This window comes from Alloscardovia theropitheci, from assembly GCF_004332295.1.
In the GTDB taxonomy this organism is placed as follows: domain Bacteria; phylum Actinomycetota; class Actinomycetes; order Actinomycetales; family Bifidobacteriaceae; genus Alloscardovia; species Alloscardovia theropitheci.
In genome coordinates this window covers 164,794-188,496 of record NZ_RXLP01000004.1, presented here as the reverse complement: position 1 = coordinate 188,496, position 23,703 = coordinate 164,794, and the positions used below count along the sequence as shown (strand labels likewise).

Genomic DNA, 23,703 nt, shown 5'->3' with positions numbered 1-23,703 from the left:
ATCAAGAATCAGCTCGTACTCATCAAGAAGTTCGTTATGGTGCTAACAATAAACTTTTGGGTACTTTGGATGAGGTGGTGGATGGTAAGTCCACGGGTTTGAAGATGTATGTGGTCAAGACGGATGAGGATCATTATTTGGTGTTGTTTCGTGGTTCTGAGGCTCCGGGTAAGGCGGGATGGCAGAAGGATTGGTTGGATAATGATGTGCCGATAGCTGATAAGATTTTGTCGGGGTCTAAAGGTGTGACTCCTCAGTTGCGGCAGGCGAGTCAGTGTTTGAATCGGGTTATGAGTGAGCATAAGTCGGCGTCGTTTGAGGTGTATGGGCATTCGTTGGGGTCGATGAATGCGCAGTATGCGATTGCGAATGCAAGGGAACCGTCTCGTATTCGTGGTGCTTTTATGTATGAAGGGCCAAATATTTATTCCACGTTGAACAAGCAGCAGCGTGAAACGGTTGCCAGGCTTAATAGTAGAGCTCATAATTATGTGGATAGTAAAGATAGCATAGCGTTGGGTTTTAGTGATTTCTTGGGTAGTGTGGGTCTGGTTCATAACGTGTGTTCCAAGGATACTCATGATGTGACTAAGCAGCATATGTGGGGTGGCTATCAGTGGAATAAAGATGGTAGCCTCATTGAGGATAAGCCTGATGTGGGTGAGATGAAGCGGGTGATTGACTCGTATCGGCGTGTACGGTGTGCGTCGGGTATGACGCCTGTGAAGCAGTTTATGCTGGATTATATTCAAGCTGAGTATATGATGAGTGCTTTAGTCTCTGATACTTGTGACATGCAGAGGGCTATTGAGCGTGAGTATGAGCATATGCGTCATCAGCTCGAGCGCGAGATTCGTTCTGCTATCGCAATGATGCATACACAGTTGTATGCTTTGTCGGACGAGGAGATCGAGTCGGCTATTTATCAGGCTGGTGTCAGTGAAAGTCAAGTATGGGATCGTTGTGATCGCGATACGAACGGTGATAGGAATACGGCTCAGTATGTGGCGCGGGATTGTGAACGGCTACGCGATAAAGTGAACGCTGGTATTGAGCAAGCAATGAATACAGATTCTCAGCTTGCCCGTGAGATTGCAACTTTTACGAATACTTATCATGATATGACGAACGTATGGAATCAAACTGCGTATTCTGCTGTAACGAATTCATTACATGTGGGACACATGGTAGCCTCAACCATTACTGATGCTGCCAATAACATAACAAACACTATCCAGGACAACGATAAATAACACGAAATAATTCTGTAAGTCGAATAAGAAGTACACGACTTAGCAAAAAACCTCGCATTTCTGCGAGGTTTAATTTGTCGGGCTGGCGGGATTTGAACCCACGACATCTTGTACCCAAAACAAGCGCGCTACCAAGCTGCGCTACAGCCCGAATACTTGTTGAGCTGAACTCAACAAAAGAAAACTATACAGCAATGTGCGAACTTTTGCATCTGGGCGTGTTGTATGTGGTGCACTTGATGTATCAAAGCAAAAACTGGGGCATACCATAATGAGGGATAAGGCTGTCTGAGTCTAGGCTAATAATAGGTAAGTCGCGACATAAGAAAGATAAGAAATGCAAGAAATGGGACGCTATCAGCGGGCAGAAACAGTAGGCATATTTACAGCAATTGGCACGATTATTATGGTTGCGCTTGCTACATATGTTTACACCAGTCGAGCAAACGCGATTTGGCTCGTTACGGCTCGAAGAATTATTATCACGTCAGTTTTCTTAGGTATTTGTGCTGCAGTTGTATTTGTTCTTGGTTATACCAGAAAAGGTTTTGGTTCCCAGAAGAAAACGTTTGCGCGGTTGATTCGTAGAGCACTAGAAACGGTCTCATTGGCAATTGTATATGCTGTATCTATAGGGCTGATTTCTGCTGCTGTTCAAGGATTTATAGCCCAATTACTCGGTCGTGAATTTACACAGTATCAGCTGTCCATAGTTATGTGCATTGCTGGAATTATCGGTTACATTGTCTATGTGCAGGCAGTACTGATTAATTCTCGAACTATTGCTTCGCTTCTACCAGGATTTGTAATTTCTGGCGTCACTTTAGCTGGAATGATGAGCGATGATCCTAATTGGTGGAGGAATAATTTCTCGCAGTTAGGTGATCGAACTACCTTTGCTGCAGGTGTTTTCAACTTTACTGTTGTCTTAACGGGCGTAACTATGCTTATAATCAGTTACTTTGCTTTGTCTGAACTTACGACTCAGAATCGTTTATTTGAGCATGATTTTAAACGCGAAGCAACTCGAGAATTTCAAATTAGACGCGGTATTTTAGCAGCCTTACTGATTATGGCCTCAGTAATGTTTATGGGAATTGGAATATTTAGATATTCGCCTCATCCGATACTACATAATGTTTTTGCCCGAGGTATTGCTATTCCAATGACACTACTAATGATTGGGATGCCATGGCTTGTTAAGCGTTTTTCTCGCTCTTTTTATTTTGTTTCTGATTTCATACTTGCAGTTATAGCAGTGTCCTATATCTACTGGTATACGGGGCGTACATCTTTGACGAATGTGGAAGCATTAGCGGTCATCCTCTTTATGGGATGGTTCATCCTTTTCTCTCGCCAAATCGCGGCACTTGAAGCTGACCGATTTGAAGCATTAGCAACTCTTCCAGAAAATATTGTTCACGAAGTGGGACATGCGCGCCTTGATTTGGAGCAATAAGCTCATTATTCGTTACTATAGAATGCATGAGTAATCACACAAACACGTTCCCTATTTCGTCACCTTGGCTTGCTCCTGTGGCTGTGAAACCTCTTGATGCTACGATGCAAATTCCGGGCAGTAAATCATTGTCGAATCGATATTTGATTCTGGCGGCATTAGGTTCTAAGCCGGTAACTCTTGAGGGAATATTGCGTTCGCGAGATACCGAACTTATGATGGATGCGTTGACAACTCTTGGTGTGCAATGCATTATAGATGAGCGTGACTCAACTATTGTGACTGTCATACCACCAGCAGATAGAAAATTTGTCGGGAATACGTCGATTTATTGTGGCTTGGCTGGTACAGTAATGCGGTTTGTTCCAGCAATTGCTTTATATGCTGACGGTCCAGTTCGCTTTGATGGTGATGAGCAAGCTTATAAGCGCCCTATGAAGCCTGTTCTTGATGGACTGGAACAATTAGGTGCAGAAGTCATATATCACGGTGTGGAGGGCTTTCTACCATTTACTCTTATTCCGCCTTCAACATTCGATGGTGATAAGAATATTTCAATTGATTCATCGAGCTCTTCACAATTTATTTCAGGTCTTTTACTTGCTGCGAGTACTTGGAATGGGGAAGTAACGATTACTCATACGGGTGAGAAACTGCCAAGTATGCCACATATCCGAATGACTATGGATGACATTTCGAAGGCAGGTGGGCAGGTTGAGTATTCGCAATCCCTATGGAAAATTCCTACTAGAAATGTTCAGCTGCACTCTCATATAGTTGTTGAGCCTGACTTGTCTAATGCTGCTCCTTTTGTATGTGCGGCTCTTATTGCAGGCGGGGAAGTTAGAATTGCCAGATGGCCAGCTGAGTCTACTCAACCTGGCGCTTTACTTCCACAGTATTTGAGGTTATTCGGAGCTCAAGTTGAATATGATTCTAGCGCGCACATTCTGAGCGTACACAGCGATGGGATAATCAATGGTGCAGGGATGCTCGATTTAAGCCCTGCTGGAGAGATTGCTCCAACCTTAGCGGCTGTGGCTGCATTGGCAAATTCTGATACTACTTTTACTGGTATTTCGCATTTGCGGGGACACGAGACGGATAGATTAAAAGCATTAGTCACAGAAATTAAACGTTTCGGTGGTAATGCCGAAGAAACATCTGATGGTTTGAAGATTTCCTCCGTAGCGCGTAATCAGTTGCATGGTGAAGTAATGGAAACTTATGCTGATCATCGTATGGCAACATTTGCAGCGATGATTGGACTCGTTGTGCCGAATACTTACGTTGTTAATATTGAAACTACACGTAAAACGATTCCTGATTTTGTGCATATGTGGATGACAATGCTTGCATGAATTATCGGATAAACCGGTGAATGTTACTCGCTCTGAATATAAATTATTGGGCTAGCTCATCAGAACTAGCCCAATAATTTATTAATATTTCACTAATTAAGCAGCAAACTTATTCCGTAAGCGTCGCCTTCTTCAGCAAGCTTAGCTACCTTCTGTGCGATAGCGAGCTCTTCATTAGTTGGGATAACACATACTGTAACCGAGCTATCTGGAGTAGAAATGATGCGAGGTTCAGAAGAACGAACCTTGTTCTTTTCCTCATCAAGCTTGACTCCAAATGGAGCAAGCTTAGCGCATACCATAGAACGAATTGGATCAGAATTCTCGCCAACACCAGCAGTAAAGGTGAGTACATCCAAACCGCCCATTTGTGCGGTGTAGTTTCCGATATAGCCAACAATGCGATGAACGTAAATATCAATAGCGAGCGATGCAGTCTCGTCTCCTTCGTCACACAAAGCGAGAACTTCGCGCATATCGCCGTGACCGGTCATACCCATCAAACCAGACTTCTTATTGAAGAGGGTATCGAGCTCATCAACATTCATACCAGCATTTCGAATCAAGTGGAATACGGCTGCAGGATCAATGTCACCAGTACGAGATCCCATCATTAAGCCTTCGAGCGGTGTAAGTCCCATAGATGTTTCAACAGGCTTACCTGAAATTTGAGCTGAGACGGATGCACCATTACCAATGTGCAAAACGATTTGCTTAAGACCTTCAGGATCTTTTCCAGCAACTTCGGGTGCTACGCCTCCAATAAATTCGTGAGAAGTACCGTGAGCGCCATATCGACGAATCTGGTACTTATCTGCAACTTCCTTGTTTAATGCGTAGGTTGCAGAAGCCTCAGGAAGTTGGAAGAAGAATGAGCTATCAAATACGAAGCCTTGTGGTACATCAGGAAGCAAACGGGTCATAACTTCAGCACCTACAGCCTCAGGACCATTATGCAAAGGTGCAAGAACAGCAAGATCCTTAACTTTCTGGATATTCTCAGGGGTCACAAGAGCTGGTGTAGGGAATACCGAACCACCTTGGACTACACGGTGACCTACTGCGACGAGATCGTATTCTTTCAAATCAGGGCCGTACTCGTCGAAGAAAGCGAGAACTCGTTTAAGACCTTGCTCGTGATCCTTAATTACTTCATCCTCGAATTGATGCTTTTCGCCATTGTACTTATGAGTATAAATACCATTGACTGGTTCGCCAATCTTTTCCACAAGCCCAGATGCGAGACCTTCTCCGCTCTCCAAATCAACGAGCTGATATTTAATTGAACTAGAACCGGAATTAATAACGAGTACTGTCTTTGCCACTGCTCGTCCTCCAATCTGAATTGATTATTATCCAATAAAAAGATTACTCGGTATGGGCTACTTTTTAAGTGCGCATGACATTTGCCAACCCGTACCGAGTAATTGATGGTTTTTCTTTTACCAGCCGAATCTACTTATCCTGTTGAGCATAAACTGCTGTGAGTGCAATAGTATTGATAATATCTTCTACCAAAGCACCGCGCGATAAATCATTGACTGGCTTGTTGAGTCCTTGCAAAACTGGTCCGATAGCAAGTGCACCAGAAGAACGCTGTACAGCTTTATAAGCAATATTTCCAGCAGATAGGTCTGGGAATACAAAGACGTTGACATGACCAGCAATATCGTTTCCTTGTGCCTTGGTGAGAGCTACCTCTGGTGACCATGCTGCATCAAATTGGATTGGTCCTACTACTTTGAGTTCAGGATCAAGGTCACGTTCCTTCTGTGTTGCCTCAGTAACGAGGTCAACATCAGGGCCAGAACCGGAGCCCAAAGTAGAGTATGAGAGCATGCCTACATGTGGCTCAATTCCAAATGAGCGAGCTGTTTGTGCAGATTGCAAGGCGATTTGTGCGAGCTGATCCGCATTAGGATTGAGATTAATCGCGCAATCTGCAAATACAGCTACATGATCTTCAAAGCACATAAGGAATGCGCCTGAGACGAGAGACTGACCAGGTTTTGTTTTTATAACTTGAAGAGCAGGACGAACGGTATTTGCTGTGGAATTAATAGAACCAGAAACTAATCCATCAGCTTGGCCCAGCACGACAAGCATTGTGCCAAAGAAGGAAGCATCACTAAGAGTTTGGCGTGCTTTCTCTTCAGTCATTCCCTTATGAGCGCGCAACTCCACAAGCTTTTCGACCATAGGGACAAGAACTTCTTCATCATCCATTGATTGGAAGCGTGCCTTAGAAAGATTCTTAAGATTTAACTCGCCAGCACGCTTGAGAATTTCTTCACTGTTACCAACGATAATGAGATTAACGATATCACGTTCGAGAAGGTAATCCGCAGCCTTGATAATACGGTCTTCTTCGCCTTCAGGAAGTACAATTGTTTGCTTATCGTTAGCGGCTTTAGTAAGCAGCTGTGCTTGGAAAGCAAATGGGGTAGTAGGAGTCTTAAATGTTGTATCAAGAGCTGAAAGAATTTCCTCGGTAGGAGCAGCTTTTTGGAAAAGCTGCACAGATGGTGCGATATCTTCGGCTTCCTTACAAGCATGAGCAGGAATAATCCAATGTGGATAAGATAAATCTGCAAGTTCTTGTGTAAGAGACTGTAATTTCTCGTCGTCATTTGTATCTAGGCCCGTGATGAAAACGCCAGCAACAGAGCTTCCTGCTTTATGCGTACGGGCAATACATGCATCTAAAGTGCGGCGAACCTCTTTTGCATTACGAGGAATACAGCAAATTGCAAGGAATACTGGCGCTTGAAGATCTGCGGCAATTTGTAAGTCGAGAACGAATCCTTCTGGATCAAATACTGCATGATGGTCGCTTCCAGTAATGACGACTGCTTCAGGGCGAACTGATGGTATGAAAGTTTCCCAAGCACGTGAGATATCACCGCGTGCAGCTTCATGATCACGTGTGGCACGGTTAGGGCAAACTACACGAGATTGCTCAAAAGTCTGAGTTGCTCCACCCAAATCAATGAGATGCTGAGTAAAAGTATCCTTATGACATACAATTGGACGGAAGGATGCAGTCGTAAACTGTGTCGCTAAAGCGGCAGTTACACCAGCGGCAACGACATTGCGGCCGTTTTGTCCTTCAGGACTAGCAATAAAAACAGTCTTCACTGTTACTCCTTTATGTGATTGCTTGAACATCATTGCGCAAACAATATCAATACAAGCTTAGGCAACAAACATATCCTATTTTAGACAGCGATATAGAAGACACTACCGAAATTCAAGAATTGAGCGAAGCAGTCGGGAAAATGAGTAGATACTGAGACGCAATATTGATGAAAGAGAATAATAAGAAAACCTAATAGCTAATAGAAAGAGGCTCCCGGATGATGGGAGCCTCCAGTGCTTACATGCTAAGCAACAATTGTGTAGCTAAAACTACTCGTTGTCACCTGCAGTTGCAGCTGTAGCAGAAACAGCACCTGGCTTTTCAGTCTGGACACCGGACCATACCCAGTCAGTGTAGTCTGGGTGATCGTAACCGTTGTCAACAGCGAACTGGAATGCTTCGGTACGGAATGCTTCGAGCTTTTCGATTTCTGCTGCGAACTTGTCTGCGTCAACTGCACGAAGTGCTTCAGCAGTGAGTTCGTAACGATCGATGTTGTTCACACGCACCATGTCATATGGGGTAGTGGTGGAACCCTGCTCTTCGTAACCATGTACGTTGAAGTTGTCGTGGTTTGGACGATCCCAGATGAGGGAACGTACCTCGCGAGCATATGCATGGTATGCCATGAGAACTGGCTTATCAGCAGTGAAGAGCTCGGTGAACTCTTCATCAGAGAGAGCTTCATCATTCTCAGAAGCATTCTGAATAGCAAGCAAATCAACAACGTTAACGAACTTGTACTTGATACCGTAGCCCTTGAGCTTATCAGCAGCTGCCATGAGTTCCTGAGTTGGAACATCACCGATGGAAGCGAGAACGATCTGAACGTCGTCGCCTTCAGCGTTGGAAGCCCACTTCCACTCAGCAGCGCCCTTCTCGAGTTCTTCCTTAGCTTCGTCGAGAGTCAACCAAGTAGCAGCTGGCTGCTTACCTGCGATGATAGCGTTAATCTTGTTGGTGGACTTGTATGCCTTCTCAGAAACAGCAAGAAGCATGTTGGAATCAACTGGGAAGTAGATGCCAACAACGTGATCGTTGTTGAAGTTCTTGTTAAGAAGGATGTCGATTACACCTGGATCCTGGTGGCTGAAGCCGTTGTGATCCTGACGCCATACGTGGGAAGAAACAAGCAAGTTCATGGAGGAGATTGGCTTACGCCATGGAATCTCACGAACTGTTGCTTCGAGCCACTTAGCGTGCTGGTTGAGCATGGAGTCGATTACATGTACGAAGGATTCGTAAGAGCTCCAGATACCATGACGACCAGTGAGGAGGTAAGCTTCGAGGAAGCCTTCCATCTGATGCTCGGAAAGCTGCTCAGTTACCTGACCAGTAACAGCCATGTTCTCATCAACGAGTGCTGAGAGGTAGCCGTTGTCCCACTGCTTCTTGGTAACTTCGTATGCTGCCTGGAGACGGTTAGATGCAGTCTCGTCAGGTCCGAAGATACGGAAGCTATCTGGGTTGCGCTTGATGATGTCGCGAGTGTACTCACCAAGCTTACGAGTTGCCTCGAGCTGACCCCAACCGTGACCGAATTCCTTAACTTCCTTAACTTCGTAGTCTTCGATAGCTGGGAGGTCAAGTTCTTCACGAATACGTCCACCGTTAGCATTTGGATTCTCACCAATACGCAATTCGCCTTCAGGCATGAAAGCAGTAACTTCTGGACGTACAGCACCGTTCTCGTCGAAGAGCTCCTCTGGCTTGTAAGATTCGAGCCAGTTCTTGAGAACTTCGAAGTGCTCCTCAGTGTCACGAGCAGATGCCAATGGCACCTGGTGAGAACGCCAAGAACCTTCAGTCTTCTTGCCGTCGATGAACTTAGGGCAAGTCCATCCCTTAGGAGTACGGAAGATGATCATTGGGTAGAATGGACGATCTACATCGTTAGTCTGAGCAGTTGCCTTAATATCGCAAATCTCATCGAATACAGTCTCGAAGAGATCAGCGAAACGACGGTGGATGCTCATTGCATCTTCGTCATCGAAGCCTGCTACGAACTCGTATGGTTCATAACCCATACCGTGGAAGAACTCATGAAGCTCTTCATCGGAAATGCGAGCAAGGATGGTTGGGTTAGCAATCTTGTAACCGTTAAGGTGCAAGATAGGCAAAACGATACCATCTGTGCGTGGGTTTACGAGCTTGTTGGACTGCCAACCAGTAGCCAAAGGACCAGTTTCAGCTTCACCGTCACCAACGATTGCTGGTACGAAGAGGCTTGGGTTGTTCATTACAGCACCGTAAGCATGGGAAAGAGCGTAACCAAGCTCGCCACCTTCGTGGATAGAACCTGGAGTCTCTGGTGCATAGTGAGATGGGATACCACCTGGGTAAGAGAACTGGCGGAAGAACTTCTGCAAGCCAGCTTCATCCTTGGTGATTTCTGGGAAGTACTCAGTATAGGTGCCATCGAGGTAAGACTGTGCAGTACCTGCAGGGCCACCGTGACCAGGTCCCATGATGATTACAGTATTCTGACCGTGATCAGCAATAAGGCGGTTGATATGACCGATGAGGAAGTTCAGACCTGGTGTAGTACCCCAGTGACCTACGAGACGATGCTTTACATCTTCGCGGGTGAATGGTTCCTTCATCAAAGGATTGCTACGAAGGTAGATCTGACCAATTGAAAGATAATTAGAAGCGCGCCAGTACTTGTCTACGCCTTCCAAAGCCTCCTCAGAAACTGGAGCGTCCAGCTTCTTCCATGGAGTACCGATTACAGGACTTGTCATATTGTCCTTGCCTCCTGCAAATAGGTGCATATTTACTTAAGAGAGTTAGGCGGTTGCCTTACTCATACGCATATAATTTTATGGGAAGGTTATGACTTATGGAGAAATATCTGTTTATTGGCGGTACGTTCTGTGTTAAAATGTTAAGAATAAATGAGTCCAATGTTCATTTATGTTTCAATAAGTTACGTAAAAAAATCTAAAAAATACTCGATATGCCAATAACAGCAATGCATAACGTCAATGTTTCCTTTTTGGAGCGTTTGTGCGGAAAATGTTAATATTTTTTATTCTTTATTTAACTGTGTGCGTGTCGCAGTTTCTGTGTGCATCTGACCGATGAATCGTGTGTAGTTAAATGTTTATGGCGAGTCCAATTTATATTGGAATTGATGAGAACTCTAATGTCTTAAAGAACAGGCATAATAAATTATCTATTTATATGGTATAAACCTCGATTTCCTGGAGGCATAATGGCCAACGGTCCAGTACTTGTCGTCGATTTCGGTGCTCAGTATGCTCAGCTTATTGCTCGTCGTGTGCGTGAAGCTCATGTCTATTCCGAAATCGTTCCGCATTCTATAACCGCAGAGCAAATAAAAGAAAAAGATCCTCAGGCAATTATCCTGTCGGGAGGGCCTTCATCCGTTTATGTAGAGGGTGCTCCGCTTCTTGATCCTGCAATTTTTGAACTTGATATTCCAATTTTGGGTATTTGTTACGGCTTCCAAGTAATGGCTCATCAGCTTGGCGGTGTAGTTGATAAAGCAGCGTTGGGAGAGTATGGAAAGACTGAAGCATATATAGACGATGCTGAAAGTATCTTAACTGGCTCTCCTGCTGAACAGACTACATGGATGAGTCACGGCGTTGCTGTTAATGATGCTCCTGAAGGTTTTAAAGTTCTCGCACATACTGAAGGCGCACCCGTTGCTGCAATGGCAAATAAAGAACGCGGATTGTTTGGTGTGCAATGGCATCCAGAGGTAAAACACACGCCACTTGGACAAGATATTATTGAGAACTTCTTGCATAAAGAAGCAGGACTTCCAAATTCATGGGATTCGTCATCTATTATCGAAGATCAAGTTGCTAAAATTCGAGAGGAAGTTGGTGATGCTCAGGTTATCTGTGGCCTATCCGGTGGTGTAGATTCAGCTGTTGCTGCGGCTCTCGTGCATAAAGCAATTGGCGATCAATTAACCTGCGTATTCGTTGATCATGGCTTGCTGCGAAAAGGTGAAGTTGAGCAGGTTAAGCATGACTTCGTTGAAGCTACAGGCATTAAATTAGTTACAGTGGATGCTTCTGACGATTTCTTAAGCGCTCTTGAAGGTGTATCTGAACCTGAACGTAAGCGCAAAATTATCGGCGAAAAGTTCATTCGTACTTTTGAAAAAGCTACACGTCAAATCGTTGCCGAAGCTGCTGATAAGGGTGCTGAAATTAAGTACCTTGTACAGGGAACGCTTTACCCAGATGTAGTTGAATCTGGTGGCGGTGATGGCGCAGCAAATATTAAGAGCCATCACAACGTGGGTGGGTTGCCTGATGATTTGCAGTTCTCGCTTATTGAGCCACTTCGTACTTTATTCAAAGATGAAGTGCGTGCAGTAGGTACGGAATTAGGACTGCCAGAGGAAATGGTATGGCGTCAGCCATTCCCAGGTCCTGGTCTTGCTATCCGTATCGTTGGTGAGATTACTCGCGAGCGTTTGGCAGTTTTGCGTGAAGCAGATGCAATTGCCCGTGAAGAACTCTCTAACGCTGGTCTCGATCGCGATATCTGGCAGTGCCCAGTTGTATTGCTTGCGGATGTTCATTCTGTAGGTGTTCAAGGTGATGAGCGTACGTATGGCTCGCCAATTGTTCTTCGTCCCGTGTCTTCCGAAGACGCGATGACTGCTGATTGGTCACGAGTGCCTTACGACGTCTTAGCGAAAATCTCTACACGCATCACCAATGAATGCCGCGAAATTAACCGAGTGGTTTTGGATGTTACTTCGAAGCCGCCAGCGACTATTGAGTGGGAGTAATAGCAATAAGCATAGTGTTGCTATTCGCTGAATTGTTTATGACCTTTCACCATTGAGGTGGAAGGTCATTTCGTAATGGCTGAGCTTTAGCTGCGTAGTATGCCAATTCATCAGAGGCTGCTCCACATATAGAATCACTTCTCGTGAGATATAATTGATGGCGACAATATCTGAATAGATAAGCTACTTTTGTCCATAATGAAGAATTCTAATAGGGAATGCCCGAAGGAGAACAATGAAAAGGAGAATTCTATATATTGTCTATCTGTTTTTCTTGCATTGTTTGTGTATTCTTTTTACTGTTAGTAAATTAGCTGTTCCTACGTGGGGAGCATGGTTAGTTAGCGTACCCTTTCTTGGTCGTTCTTTCTCAATATACATAGCAATGATAATCGCAGTATTTCCTCTTCTAACTGTTGCACCTTACTATTTCCATTATGATTTTCCCAATGTTTCTATAAGAAAGAAGTGGATTCTTGCGGGTCTTTTAATCGGTAATGAGTTCTTAATCTTAACGTACACTTCCATTATTCACCTGACGTGGGTATGACGTATAATTGTATTTGTGTACAGCGAGAGGGGTAGCAATGGAGCACATAATTCATTTCATAAATGAATATCCATGGGTTATTATTGTTATTCTTGGCATCGCGTTTTACATTAATATTATTATTCTTTTTATTAAAAGATATCGTAAGAATCGCGTTACTAAGCTTGTACAACAAGTGCGCAACGATGCACAGACCCCGCAGCTTTTTCTGCAAGTGCATAGTGGCTTAGGCAGATTTGAAGATATAGCTGTCTTTTCTGAAGATGAGCATGGAGTTAGGCGTGACGTCCCATATATGTTTAATGGGAAATTACTAAATCCGGCACTCATTCTTCCGGAAGGCGATTATATTGTCAGCTTTACCATTATAGATCGTGATGAAGTGGGTTATCGCAGTAAAACAGGTCCTTATGAGGTTCGGGTACATATTGAATTTGGACAAGACTCAGTTCTCGTTTTCGATAATGAAACGAAACAGGGGTATCAAGAGTTTCCGAAAGCTAGTTTACAAGATCAATCAAATGTGAACTCGCTACAAATTTCCACACAAGGAGAAAAATATGCAGATTAATTTCATTGATAATTGGGAAAAGGTCGATGTCGATCTTGATGAGCTAACAAAGGCTCTCGAAACGGGGGATTCTCAACGATATAATGGCAAAGAACTCTCCAAAGTTGCAAAAAAATGGAAGAAGTATAGTAAGCGTGGGGTTTCCCAAGCGTATCTGCTTAAGGAACTAGAAGAAGATGGCACTGCATGCGCTTATTATGCCTACTCTATTACTGATGGTGTAATTCCCGAAGAAACTCTCGAACAAATTCGTGAGATATGTGCTCGCTCTTTAAGCGCAGGGGAAATGGAAATGAATGGCATAGACTTTGATCCAGCCGACTGGTGGGGCACAAATCCTGAATATCTCACGAAGCTCGTCAATAAAGGGCAGGCTGATGAGCTGTATTACCATTTGAGCGCCGAGCTTTATCCTATGGGCATCGTCATTACCACACGTGGTGTTAAAAAGCGCAAAGCAGATCGCTTAGCTTGCTCAGCTGTAGCATGGGGATATAAGGAAACAGGACTTTTTGCTAAAAAGAATTCATATATGAGTGTCCTCATTCATAACGAGGAGCTGTAAGATTTTTAAATATTTGGTCTAAAAGGGAAGGCTAAAAATGAAAACTGTTATGGATGTTTTTGGGAATCTCACATTCTCAGATAATGGTAAATATGTCTTAACTATTCATCCAGAAGGCTTCACATACGTAACTAATGATGGTAAGAAGAATTTTGCTGTCAACTTTTCAGATGTGCGTGATGTTGCTCAAATCCGCTATCTAGATTCGAATGTTGCATACAATTTAATTTTTCGCGGCATGGATGGTCAGGAGCTTGCCAATATCGACACTGATGTCAAAGCTCATGAGGGGCAGCATAATATTAAAGAAACTAAGAGCCTTCTGACAGCATTTGCTGCTTATAAATTGACGAATAATTTTCCTACCAATATAGATAGTCTCAATGTCACACTTGGATTTACCTTGGGTGAGAAAGATATTCGTCTTGAAAATGGTGTCATTAGTGGCAAAAAACATCGAGTAAGTATCAGCGATATTCGCCGTGTAAAGTGCATGCCACTGGGGACATTGCTCGTATATACGAAGGAAAAAGGTGGATTCTTTGACTTCCCGGATATTAAGGTTCCAGCTAATTCACTAACCGTTCCTCTGTTAGAAGCTATTGTGACGCGTAATACTGGCCATGGCATTGACTTTAGTCAAGGTAATGGATACGATCTTCCAAACTCAGAGCATATTCTCATTCGCTATATGGATCCGGATTTCTTCCTCACTGATAATTTAGAACTCGCTGAGGATTGGCAGAAGATCTGTTTCAATCGTGCGAATTCATTTGGATATGCAGTACGTGAGTTAGTGGAAAACTGATATATTAATTTGCAGATAAAACATTTATATACGAAGTGGTCCGAAGAAATTCGAGACCACTTCGTCGTATGTATTTGTTAATGCAAGTGTTACGATGACAAGCGTATATAAACGTGTGCAGACATATATGGAAACGCGCATTCGCAAAAGAAGATATGACATATAAGAAAGGCATTTTATTATGAGCGACCAAGCTGATAAGAAAATTCTCGAATTGGTTAAACCGGAATATATGAAGAAGATTCCATTCTTTATTCGAAATCATGCTACGACTAATACATGCCGTTTGATTGAGCGCGAATTCAATGAATTATATCAACAATTCGAATTGGATGAGCCTTCTGCAGAAGCAACAGAAATGATGACTAAAGTGGTCAATGATATCTTCATGGAACGTATGAAGAAGCACAACATGCTATAATTTTCATAGTACGAAGAGGTCAAGAACCTTCTGTTATGTAAACGATTCATTATGATGTACATGCATTGTGCTGAACGCAGTAGGGGAGGACAAGCTTGTGATCGCAAATAATGATTATGCGCTATTTCGCTTGTGGATTCCGCTAGTACTCATGGTGACGTTATTGGCGATGATTATCGTGCATCGTAAGAATCGTCTTAAATATTTGTATATTCTAAATTTTTTGTGCTTCACGCTGTCAGTAAATGTGGAAATTCTATTGCGACTTGATGTGATTGATTTCAAGTCGGTTGATTCGAGGGTTGCTCTACTTATGGCGGGTACAGTACTTATACTTATGTTTATTTCTTACCCGATGACTTTGGTATCACTATCACTATTTCTCGTCGAATTGAGTAAACGACATACGTGGGCAAAAGTTATGGTTGGACTAGGAATAGTGTTGCTCGGGCTCGGTTTAGCTGGCATTACATTGTATGGTTTATTTATATTCTTTGGTGCTATGTATTCGTTAAAATTTGGGTAAATAAAGAAATAATTAAAATCGAACATCAATATTGCGCGTAAAGATTATCATGAATTGTTCGGTGCGATGTGTTAAATCTGAAAGGGTATTTTAGTCATTGACGGTCTCATGCTCTGGAAGAATTGAGGTTTTGTAATAACACTTTTAGTCGCAATGATATAGAAATAAACCTAATGTGATAGTAAAGATATCGATGAATTAATGTACATGAAATTGATACAGCTACACGTGTATCCTCAGTGATGTAACAATACTATGTTTTCGAACGACTTGATGGTGGTATAAGGCGGTAGAAGTTGACAGAAAATAATTCGGCGATAAAGAAACTTACGTCAAAGCAGACAATTATCGTTGCATCCATGCTTTTCGGCTTATTCTTTGGCGCGGGAAATCTTATTTTCCCAATTAGCATGGGGCAGAAGGCTGGGGAGCATCTATGGCAAGCTATCATCGGTTTTTGTATTACTGGTGTGGGGCTGCCTCTTCTTGGCATTGCTGCATATGCTATTTCAGAAAAGAAGAGTCTTTTTGAATTGGGAAGTTTAGTTAGTAAAGGTTTCGCTTATTTCTTTACTGTTGCATTATATCTGACGATTGGTCCTCTTTTTGCTATTCCACGTACGGCTACTGTTCCATTCCAAGTGGGTGTAGCTCCTTTGATTCCATCTTCGTATCGTACTCTTTCGCTCGCAATATTTTCCTTAGTCTTTTTTGCTGTCGTCTTGTTCTTTAGTTTGCGCCCAAATCGTATCCTTGATTGGGTTGGCAAGATTCTTAATCCATTGTTCTTAAGCGTTCTTGCAATCTTGGTCATTACGGCTCTAGTAAAGCCAATGGGAAGTGTTAGTGCGATTCGTCCAAGTGGGCAGTATATATCTCAGCCTTTCTTCACTGGCTTTCTTGAAGGATATAATACGATGGATGCGCTGGCTGCATTGGCATTCGGTATCGTGTTGATTGATGTTATTCACAGTCTTGGAGTTAAAGATTCGAGAGATACTGCCTTTGTGACCATGAAATCTGGTGTTCTTGCTGTTATATGTATGGCAGCTATTTACGGCGTACTGACTTTTATTGGCGCTCAATCAGGCAATATTCTTGGGGTTAGTGCTGATGGAGGAATAGCATTATTTGCTATCGCTGAACAATATTATGGCGTTGCAGGTGGCATCTTACTAGGCATTATTATTTCGCTAGCATGCGTTAAAACTGCTATTGGTCTTATTACATCAATTAGTACGACTTTTACAGAACTCTTCCCACGTGTGTGTACATATAAGCGGTGCGCAGTATTCTTTACATTCATATCTTTTGTCATAGCTAATGCAGGTCTGGATGCGATTATTACTTTCTCTGTTCCAATTCTTTTATTCCTCTATCCCATCACAATCGTGCTGACGGTTCTCGCTGTTACTGGACGGGTATTCTCTTATAAACGCAGTATTTTTGTGGGAGCAATGGTATTAACAATGATTGTTGCTGGGATTACACTATTGAGTACTTTAACTGATCTTATTCCAGGACTCGGCGGAATTCATCAGGTGCTCTTATTTGTAAATAACGCTTTCCCAGCTGCAAACATTGGTATGGGATGGGTAATTCCTGCAGTAATTGGCGCAATTATCGGGCTATGCATTCCTGCTCGTGCATCTATTAATGCTTGATTGTGATACGGCAGAAACTGTTCAATGATACCCGATAAATATGCAGTAAAGGACTAGTGATGAATCGTAATACTGTTAATCATAAAAAACGTATGCTTGCAGGTCTTCCGTATATTGCAGATATGGGAGGCTTAGCGCAAGAGCGTATGCAATGTAAACGCAAAATTTGGGAATTCAATAATCTTCATCCTGACAATGCTTCTCGAATCCCTGAATTAGTTCGAGGTATTTTCGGCAGTGCTGGCGAAGGTGCGTACATTGAAGCACCTTTCCACTGTGATTATGGTACTAATATCACAGTAGGAAAGAATTTCTTCGCGAACTATAACCTCACTATTCTTGATGTTGCTCCAGTAGTAATCGGTGATAACGTCATGATTGCTCCAAATGTCTCGATATACACGGCAGGTCATCCGGTACATCCTGATAGTCGTAATTCTGGGTATGAATACGGTATGCCTATCACGATTGGAAATAATGTATGGATTGGTGGAAGCGTTACTATTCTTCCGGGAGTACATATCGGTGATAATTGCGTTATTGGCGGCGGATCTGTTGTGACAAAAGATATCGAATCAGATACTATTGTGGCTGGTAATCCAGCACATGTAATTCGTAAGATTACCTCAGAAGATCGTGATTATTATTTTAAAAATCGAAAATTCGATGTAATGGATTACTAGATTATTCATCGGGTGATTAAATTTAACAAGAAACAGCACGTGGGAAGGGTAGAACTTTTCCGCGTGCTTTTTCTATGCTCAGATGTATAGTTCTATATAGAACCGTTCTATATAGAACTAAAATCACGAAAGTTACTATGGAAAAAAATATAGATTACAGTCGTCCTACTCTAGATATGGCGAATATTCGTTCACTTAATTCGAGGGTATATGCTCGTAAATTCGAGGAAAGAGGCGAAAGTCTTTTTACAAGCGAACAGAGTAAAGTTATGTGGTTTTTATGGCATAACGATTGTATGACCACGACTGATTTATCTATTGCAACTGGATTAGCTAAAAATACTTTATCGGTTATGCTCGAACGTTTAGAACGAAATGGTCTAGTAGAAACAGAAGATTGTTCTCAAGATAAACGTAAAAAGTTCTATAAAGTTACAGAGCTTGGCGCTAGTCAGCGTAAGTTAGGCGAAGAAATCAGTGCAGCGGTAGGAGAAATTTTTTATCAAGGTTTTACTGATAGCGAGCGCGATCAATTCGAACGATACCTTAAGCGCATAGTTGAAAATTTGAGAAAGGCTGATAATGATTAACTTTTCACACGTATCTAAAGAATTTGATGGAAAAACTGTTCTTAAAGATGCTAACTTTACTGTTCATGATGGGGAATTGTTTGTCCTTGTCGGCCCATCAGGTTCTGGTAAAACGACCATGCTCAAAATGATGAACGGTCTTGAAATTCCTACATCTGGAATAGTTGAAGTCAACGGAATGAATGTGTCAGAAACGAATCTTCGTCAATTACGACTAAACGTTGGCTACGTACTTCAAACGGGTAGCTTGTTTCCAAACCTTACGGTAGGTCAAAATGTAGCGCTTATCGCAAAAATGAAGAAGTGGGATGATAAACGTATCATCGCTGACACAGATGAATTACTTGATCGTGTAGGACTGCCGCATAAAGAGTATGCGTATCGTATGCCGAGTGAATTGTCAGGTGGTGAGGCGCAACGAGTGGGCATCTTAAGAGCTCTTCTGACACGTCCTCAAGTTATCTTGATGGATGAGCCATTCTCAGCTCTGGATCCGCTTAGCCGTACGCAATTGCAAGACCTTGTCATTGACTTGCACAATGAATTTAATATAACCATTGTGTTTGTTACGCATGATATGCGAGAAGCAATTAAACTTGCCGATAGGTTATGCATCGTTCATAACGGCAATATTGATCAAATTGGTACGCCCGACGAAGTAGTTAATCATTCTGCAACGTCATTCGTGCACGAACTATTTGAGAATGAGGAAGCATAATGAGCGATATTATTACAACTTTTCTTGATCGCCGTATGGATTGGCTGATTGCTCTTGGTCAGCATATTCAAATCTCTTTGTTGGCGCTTATTGTGTCTATAGCGATAGCGCTACCTCTTGCTTTTCTTCTTCAAAGATGGAAGCGCACGTCCGATATTGCTGTACAGATAGCAGCTATATTCCAGACAATTCCTTCTCTCGCATTATTAGGTTTGTTCATCCCAATTATGGGAATTGGTACAGTGCCAGCTGTGACAGCATTGGTAATTTATGCGATATTCCCAATTTTGCAAAATACATTGACGGGTCTCAATCAAATCGATCCACAGCTTGAAGAAGCAGGCGAAGCATTCGGTATGAATGAGTGGGAAAAGCTCAAAACATATCGTATTGCTTTGGCTATGCCAGTTATTATGGCGGGTGTACGCTTATCTGCAGTAATGATTATTGGTACTGCAACTCTTGCTGCATTAATCGGTGCTGGCGGTCTCGGATCGTTTATTCTACTTGGAATTGATCGCAATAATACAGCTCTTATTCTTATCGGTGCGCTTTCTTCCGCAATTCTAGCAATTATCGCTCATTACGGAATTAACTGGATGAGCAAATTCAAAGCACGTAATATTTTCATTTCCTTCCTAGTAATTGTGCTCGGCTTGAGTGCTTCTTATGCTGCTCCGGCTGTGGTAAATAATATGCAAACTCAAGGCAGTAAGCATCTTGTGATTGCAGGAAAATTAGGTTCTGAGCCAGAAATTCTCATGAATATGTATAAAGATCTTATTGAAGCAAATAGCGATATTTCTGTAGAAGTTAAACCTAATTTTGGTAAAACGACATTTGTATACAATGCACTTAAATCCGGAAAAGTGGATATTTATCCTGAATTTACTGGAACTGTAACATCGTCATTGCTGAAGAATCCTCCTGCAACAAGCACTGATTCTCGAACGGTATATGAACAGGCTCGCGATGGTTTACTTAAACAAGACCATATTGTTATGCTCGAACCGATGAAGTATCAAAATACGTATGCAATTACTGTTAAGAACGATTACGCTAAGGAAAATGGATTAGAAACGATTTCTGATTTAGCTAAGGTGCAAGATAGTGCACGGGCTGGGTTTACATTGGAGTTTAATGACCGTGAAGATGGCGGCAAAGGACTAACGAGTGTATACGGCTTACATCTCAACGTGGCTACTATGGAACCATCACTGCGCTATCAGGCTATTAACAATGGTGATGTCCAAATTGTTGATGGATACTCGACTGATAGCCAAATCGCTGAATATGATTTGAAGATTCTGCAGGATGATAAACATCTTTTCCCGCCATATCAGGGAGCGCCGGTCTTACGTGAGGAAACATTGAAGCAATATCCTGAATTAAAGGGTATTCTCAATAAACTTGCAGGTAAGATCTCCGAAGCACAGATGTCCCAGATGAATTATGATGTCAATGTTAAAGGTATGTCCGCAGCAACAGTTGCACGCAATTACCTTAGGAAAGAACATTTGCTAAAATAAACCATATGGTATTACGAGTATTGAACAGGCGACTATGCACAAGTATGGTCGCCTTATTCGTGCTCATCACCGCAGGTCTAAGCCTTGGCGCGTGTGATAGACCAACGCATACTGCAATCGGTCATAGCTACACACTGCGCACAGCTGGCCAATACTATCCACGAGATGATGATGGCGATCCAAGTGAAGTCAAAGTAGACGTTATCGCATCTCTAAAAGATAACGGAAAACATACATTACGCATCGCTCACACCATACATGAAGCAGGCTTATCTGTATACTATCGAGCCGCACAACGTGAAGATGAGCAAATAGCACAAATTTATAATGCTTTAAAGTCGTATACTCGCGTCATAGTCATTCCTCAAGATGCACTATCAAATTCACGCGATTGGGATAAGGCATTATATACTGCACGTGAAAAAGCCATACCTGTCATCATTGCAGCAACACGTGGCAGCGATATCTCAGATATTCCTGTTAGTTCGCTGTATTACGCTGCATACTGGAATATAAATGAGCGAGCTTCAAAAGATTCGCACAGTGCGTATGATGTCATTATGACAGTAGTAGAAGATAGACCGCATGATACAGTCATGCATACCGAACTCTTATAAAATATCACAGCATTACCAGCAAGTAGGAAAATGAATAATATCATAGGTTTAACCGACAGCGAGGTACAAGAACGCATAGCGCGCTCGCAAGTCAACATTAGTCAAACAAAAACGTCACGCTCGATTGCTGATATCATTCGCTCTAATGTTTTTACATTATTTAATGGCATTATTCTTGCTGCGATGGTACTTGTCCTTATTACCGGCGAATGGAAAGATGCAGTATTTGGCGTTGTTATTATTATCAATACTGCAATTGGTATTTTTACAGAAGTTAAATCCAAGCTGACACTGGACAAATTAAGCATTCTCATCTCTGCAAAACATACAGTTCGTCGTAATGGAATAGATGTTGAAGTTGACCATGACGACATAGTTCTTGACGACGTGCTGTGGATTAAATCAGGTGAGCAAGTACCTGCTGATGGACAAGTCATTGAAGATAACGGAGTTGAGCTTGATGAGTCAATGCTAACTGGCGAATCTCGCACTGTAAAAAAGCAACCGGGGGATGAGGTTTATTCTGGTTCGACAGTAGTGTCGGGGTCTGCGCTTGTAAAAGTTACTGCGGTAGGTTCACAGTCTTATGCGGTCAAGCTTACCGAAGAAGCAAAGATATATACAACCACCCATTCGGATATAAATGATGGAATCAATAAGATCTTACGTTTTATGATTATCATTGTTATTCCGATGTGTGCTTTGCTCATTTGGTCCCAGATTCGCCTTGCGGGAGGGTGGGAGAGCGCCCTAGCGACAGGAGCATGGCGTCAAGCTGTTGTTCAAGCAGTTGCTGGAATCGTCGGACTGATTCCAGAAGGACTTGTGCTCTTAACATCATTGAATTTTGCTCTTGCCGCATTACGCTTAGCAAGACAGAATACCTTAGTGCAAGAACTTAATGCTGTAGAAACATTAGCTCGTGTAGATGCTCTTAATTTAGACAAGACAGGCACACTTACTGATGGTGGTATCGCTATGGACGACATTGTTGTCCTTGATAGTGCTGATGTTTCAGCTGATGATATCAGCCGTGCGTTGTGGCACGTAACTCATGAGGAATCACCAAATCCTACGGCACAAGCAGTCCAAAATGCGCTATCGGCTCAATGGGGCGAGGAATCTATTGCTGAAGTCGTGTCGCGCATACCGTTCTCGTCTGCACGAAAGTGGAGTTCGGTAGATCTTGTCAATGGGCAGCGTTGGATTTTTGGGGCTCCTGAAATTGTCGCATCAGCATTATCAGTAGATACGACCCCCTTAATGAATAATGTACAAGAGCATGCATTAACAGGAGCTCGAGTTCTTGTCCTAGCGATGAGTATGCCAGGGAAAATTTCTCCAGCCGACGATGAGACGATAGATGCATCAGCTATTCCACAAGCAATTATCGTATGCTCCGAATCGGTTCGCTCAGATGCGCAGGCTACACTATCATGGTTTAGAGAACAAGGCGTTCGCGCAAGAGTTATCTCTGGTGATAATCCACGAACAGTTGCCGCTATCGCGCATAAGGTCAAATTGACCGGAGAAGATATGCCTCGTTATATGGATGCGCGAGATCTTCCACAGACACCAGAAAAGGTGGCAGAAGTATTGGAAGAAATTGATGTCGTTGGGCGAGTGCTTCCAGCTCAAAAAAAGCTCATCGTCCAAGCTCTCCATTCGCAAGGTCATACTGTTGCTATGACAGGAGATGGGGTTAACGATGCGCTAGCTCTGAAAGAAGCTGACCTTGGTATTGCTATGGGCAATGCTGCACCAGCTACGAAAGCAGTGGCGCAGGTCGTACTTGTTGATTCACTGTTCTCTCATCTTCCAGATGTTGTAGCTAGAGGGCGTCAAGTTATGGCAAATATGGAACGTGTGGCAAGTTTGTTCCTTGTAAAAACAACGTACTCGGCAATTATCTCGCTTGGTGTCGTTCTTCTTGGCCTTAATTTCCCATACCTCCCACGACATATGACATATATCGGTTGGTTTACGATCGGAACTCCGGCATTCTTGCTTGCTCTTGCTCCAAATACGAGACGCTATATTCCTGGATTCTTAAAACGTGTTATCCACGTAGCTGTTCCTGCAGGTTTGGCAACTGGTATAAGCGTTCTAGCATCTACACTGTGTGTTCCGATGATATTGGGCTGGTCGGATGTTTCCGAACATCTTACAGAGCTTCGTACTATTAATGTAGCTGTGCTCTTTGTATTGGGTATCGTTATGCTGGCCTGGATTTCCCGACCATTGAATTCTTGGCGAGGATGGTTAGTGGCTTTCTTTGCTGTCGCAGGAATTGCGGGAGCATTTATCCCAGTTGTGGCGAATTTCTTCCAGCTACATATCCCAACGGGCAATAGCATTTATGTGACGTTGTGTCTTGCAGCATGTTCAATAATTGTATGGGCTGCAGTGCGATTTATCGTTGATAGAATTTTCCTGAACGATAATGTGGAATAAAATTTGCAAATAAAA

Annotated in this window: 19 protein-coding genes and 1 tRNA gene; 16 read left to right on the top strand and 4 right to left on the bottom strand. The window is 42.7% G+C overall.

Annotated elements, in window-relative coordinates:
- Positions 1-1,253: Mbeg1-like protein (locus EJ419_RS01890; protein ID WP_131283218.1), on the top strand; the 1,253-nt coding region annotated here is incomplete at its 5' end.
- Positions 1,254-1,330: 77 nt separating this feature from the next.
- Here EJ419_RS01890 and EJ419_RS01885 read toward each other — a convergent pair.
- A tRNA-Pro gene (locus tag EJ419_RS01885) sits at positions 1,331-1,404 on the bottom strand.
- Positions 1,405-1,590: 186 nt separating this feature from the next.
- On the opposite strand from EJ419_RS01885, the gene EJ419_RS01880 reads away from it, so the two are divergent.
- Positions 1,591-2,712, top strand: coding sequence for an ABC transporter permease (locus EJ419_RS01880; protein WP_131283217.1), 1,122 nt, complete (start codon positions 1,591-1,593; stop codon positions 2,710-2,712).
- A gap of 26 nt (positions 2,713-2,738) precedes the next feature.
- A complete protein-coding gene (gene aroA / locus EJ419_RS01875) occupies positions 2,739-4,073 on the top strand; it encodes a 3-phosphoshikimate 1-carboxyvinyltransferase (protein WP_131283216.1) in 1,335 nt (444 codons plus the stop codon).
- A gap of 92 nt (positions 4,074-4,165) precedes the next feature.
- On the opposite strand, the gene EJ419_RS01870 is transcribed toward aroA, so the two are convergent.
- The 3 genes from EJ419_RS01870 to EJ419_RS01860 form a co-directional block, all read right to left on the bottom strand.
- Positions 4,166-5,398 carry an acetate/propionate family kinase gene (locus EJ419_RS01870; RefSeq protein ID WP_131283215.1) on the bottom strand — a complete coding sequence of 411 codons (1,233 nt, stop codon included), beginning with the start codon at positions 5,396-5,398 and terminating at the stop codon, positions 4,166-4,168.
- 130 nt (positions 5,399-5,528) lie between these two features.
- Positions 5,529-7,241, bottom strand: coding sequence for a phosphate acetyltransferase (gene pta, locus EJ419_RS01865; protein ID WP_131283236.1), 1,713 nt, complete (start codon positions 7,239-7,241; stop codon positions 5,529-5,531).
- A 240-nt stretch (positions 7,242-7,481) separates the two neighbouring features.
- Positions 7,482-9,956 carry a phosphoketolase gene (locus tag EJ419_RS01860; protein ID WP_131283214.1) on the bottom strand — a complete coding sequence of 825 codons (2,475 nt, stop codon included), beginning with the start codon at positions 9,954-9,956 and terminating at the stop codon, positions 7,482-7,484.
- Between the two features lie 473 nt (positions 9,957-10,429).
- Between EJ419_RS01860 and guaA the strand changes: the two genes are divergently transcribed.
- The 13 genes from guaA (at position 10,430) to EJ419_RS01795 (ending at position 23,688) form a co-directional block, all read left to right on the top strand.
- The gene (guaA, locus tag EJ419_RS01855) at positions 10,430-11,992 is read left to right on the top strand and encodes a glutamine-hydrolyzing GMP synthase (RefSeq protein ID WP_131283213.1); all 1,563 of its coding nucleotides are present in this window, start codon (positions 10,430-10,432) and stop codon (positions 11,990-11,992) included.
- Between the two features lie 587 nt (positions 11,993-12,579).
- Complete coding sequence (locus EJ419_RS01850; RefSeq protein WP_131283212.1) at positions 12,580-13,113, top strand: hypothetical protein; 534 nt, start codon at positions 12,580-12,582, stop codon at positions 13,111-13,113.
- Complete coding sequence (locus EJ419_RS01845) at positions 13,103-13,678, top strand: hypothetical protein (RefSeq protein WP_131283211.1); 576 nt, start codon at positions 13,103-13,105, stop codon at positions 13,676-13,678. Before EJ419_RS01850 ends, EJ419_RS01845 begins: the two co-directional genes overlap by 11 nt.
- Positions 13,679-13,715: 37 nt before the next feature.
- A complete protein-coding gene (locus tag EJ419_RS01840; RefSeq protein ID WP_205668801.1) occupies positions 13,716-14,486 on the top strand; it encodes a hypothetical protein in 771 nt (256 codons plus the stop codon).
- 181 nt (positions 14,487-14,667) lie between these two features.
- Positions 14,668-14,907: a hypothetical protein gene (locus EJ419_RS01835; RefSeq protein WP_131283210.1), complete on the top strand. Its 240-nt coding sequence runs from the start codon at positions 14,668-14,670 to the stop codon at positions 14,905-14,907.
- A gap of 97 nt (positions 14,908-15,004) precedes the next feature.
- Positions 15,005-15,433 carry a hypothetical protein gene (locus tag EJ419_RS01830; RefSeq protein WP_131283209.1) on the top strand — a complete coding sequence of 143 codons (429 nt, stop codon included), beginning with the start codon at positions 15,005-15,007 and terminating at the stop codon, positions 15,431-15,433.
- Between the two features lie 296 nt (positions 15,434-15,729).
- A complete protein-coding gene (brnQ, locus tag EJ419_RS01825; protein ID WP_240680298.1) occupies positions 15,730-17,097 on the top strand; it encodes a branched-chain amino acid transport system II carrier protein in 1,368 nt (455 codons plus the stop codon).
- Positions 17,098-17,156: 59 nt separating this feature from the next.
- Positions 17,157-17,780, top strand: coding sequence for a sugar O-acetyltransferase (locus EJ419_RS01820; protein ID WP_131283208.1), 624 nt, complete (start codon positions 17,157-17,159; stop codon positions 17,778-17,780).
- 137 nt (positions 17,781-17,917) lie between these two features.
- Positions 17,918-18,370 (top strand): MarR family winged helix-turn-helix transcriptional regulator, encoded by a 453-nt coding sequence (locus EJ419_RS01815; protein ID WP_165496193.1) that lies wholly within the window; start codon positions 17,918-17,920, stop codon positions 18,368-18,370.
- A complete protein-coding gene (locus tag EJ419_RS01810; protein ID WP_131283206.1) occupies positions 18,363-19,088 on the top strand; it encodes an ATP-binding cassette domain-containing protein in 726 nt (241 codons plus the stop codon). Before EJ419_RS01815 ends, EJ419_RS01810 begins: the two co-directional genes overlap by 8 nt.
- Complete coding sequence (locus tag EJ419_RS01805; RefSeq protein WP_131283205.1) at positions 19,088-20,617, top strand: ABC transporter permease/substrate-binding protein; 1,530 nt, start codon at positions 19,088-19,090, stop codon at positions 20,615-20,617. Before EJ419_RS01810 ends, EJ419_RS01805 begins: the two co-directional genes overlap by 1 nt.
- Positions 20,618-20,661: 44 nt before the next feature.
- Positions 20,662-21,234, top strand: coding sequence for a type 1 periplasmic-binding domain-containing protein (locus EJ419_RS01800; protein ID WP_131283204.1), 573 nt, complete (start codon positions 20,662-20,664; stop codon positions 21,232-21,234).
- Positions 21,235-21,264: 30 nt separating this feature from the next.
- Positions 21,265-23,688 carry an HAD-IC family P-type ATPase gene (locus tag EJ419_RS01795; RefSeq protein ID WP_131283203.1) on the top strand — a complete coding sequence of 808 codons (2,424 nt, stop codon included), beginning with the start codon at positions 21,265-21,267 and terminating at the stop codon, positions 23,686-23,688.
- The last annotated feature ends 15 nt before the right edge of the window (positions 23,689-23,703 follow it).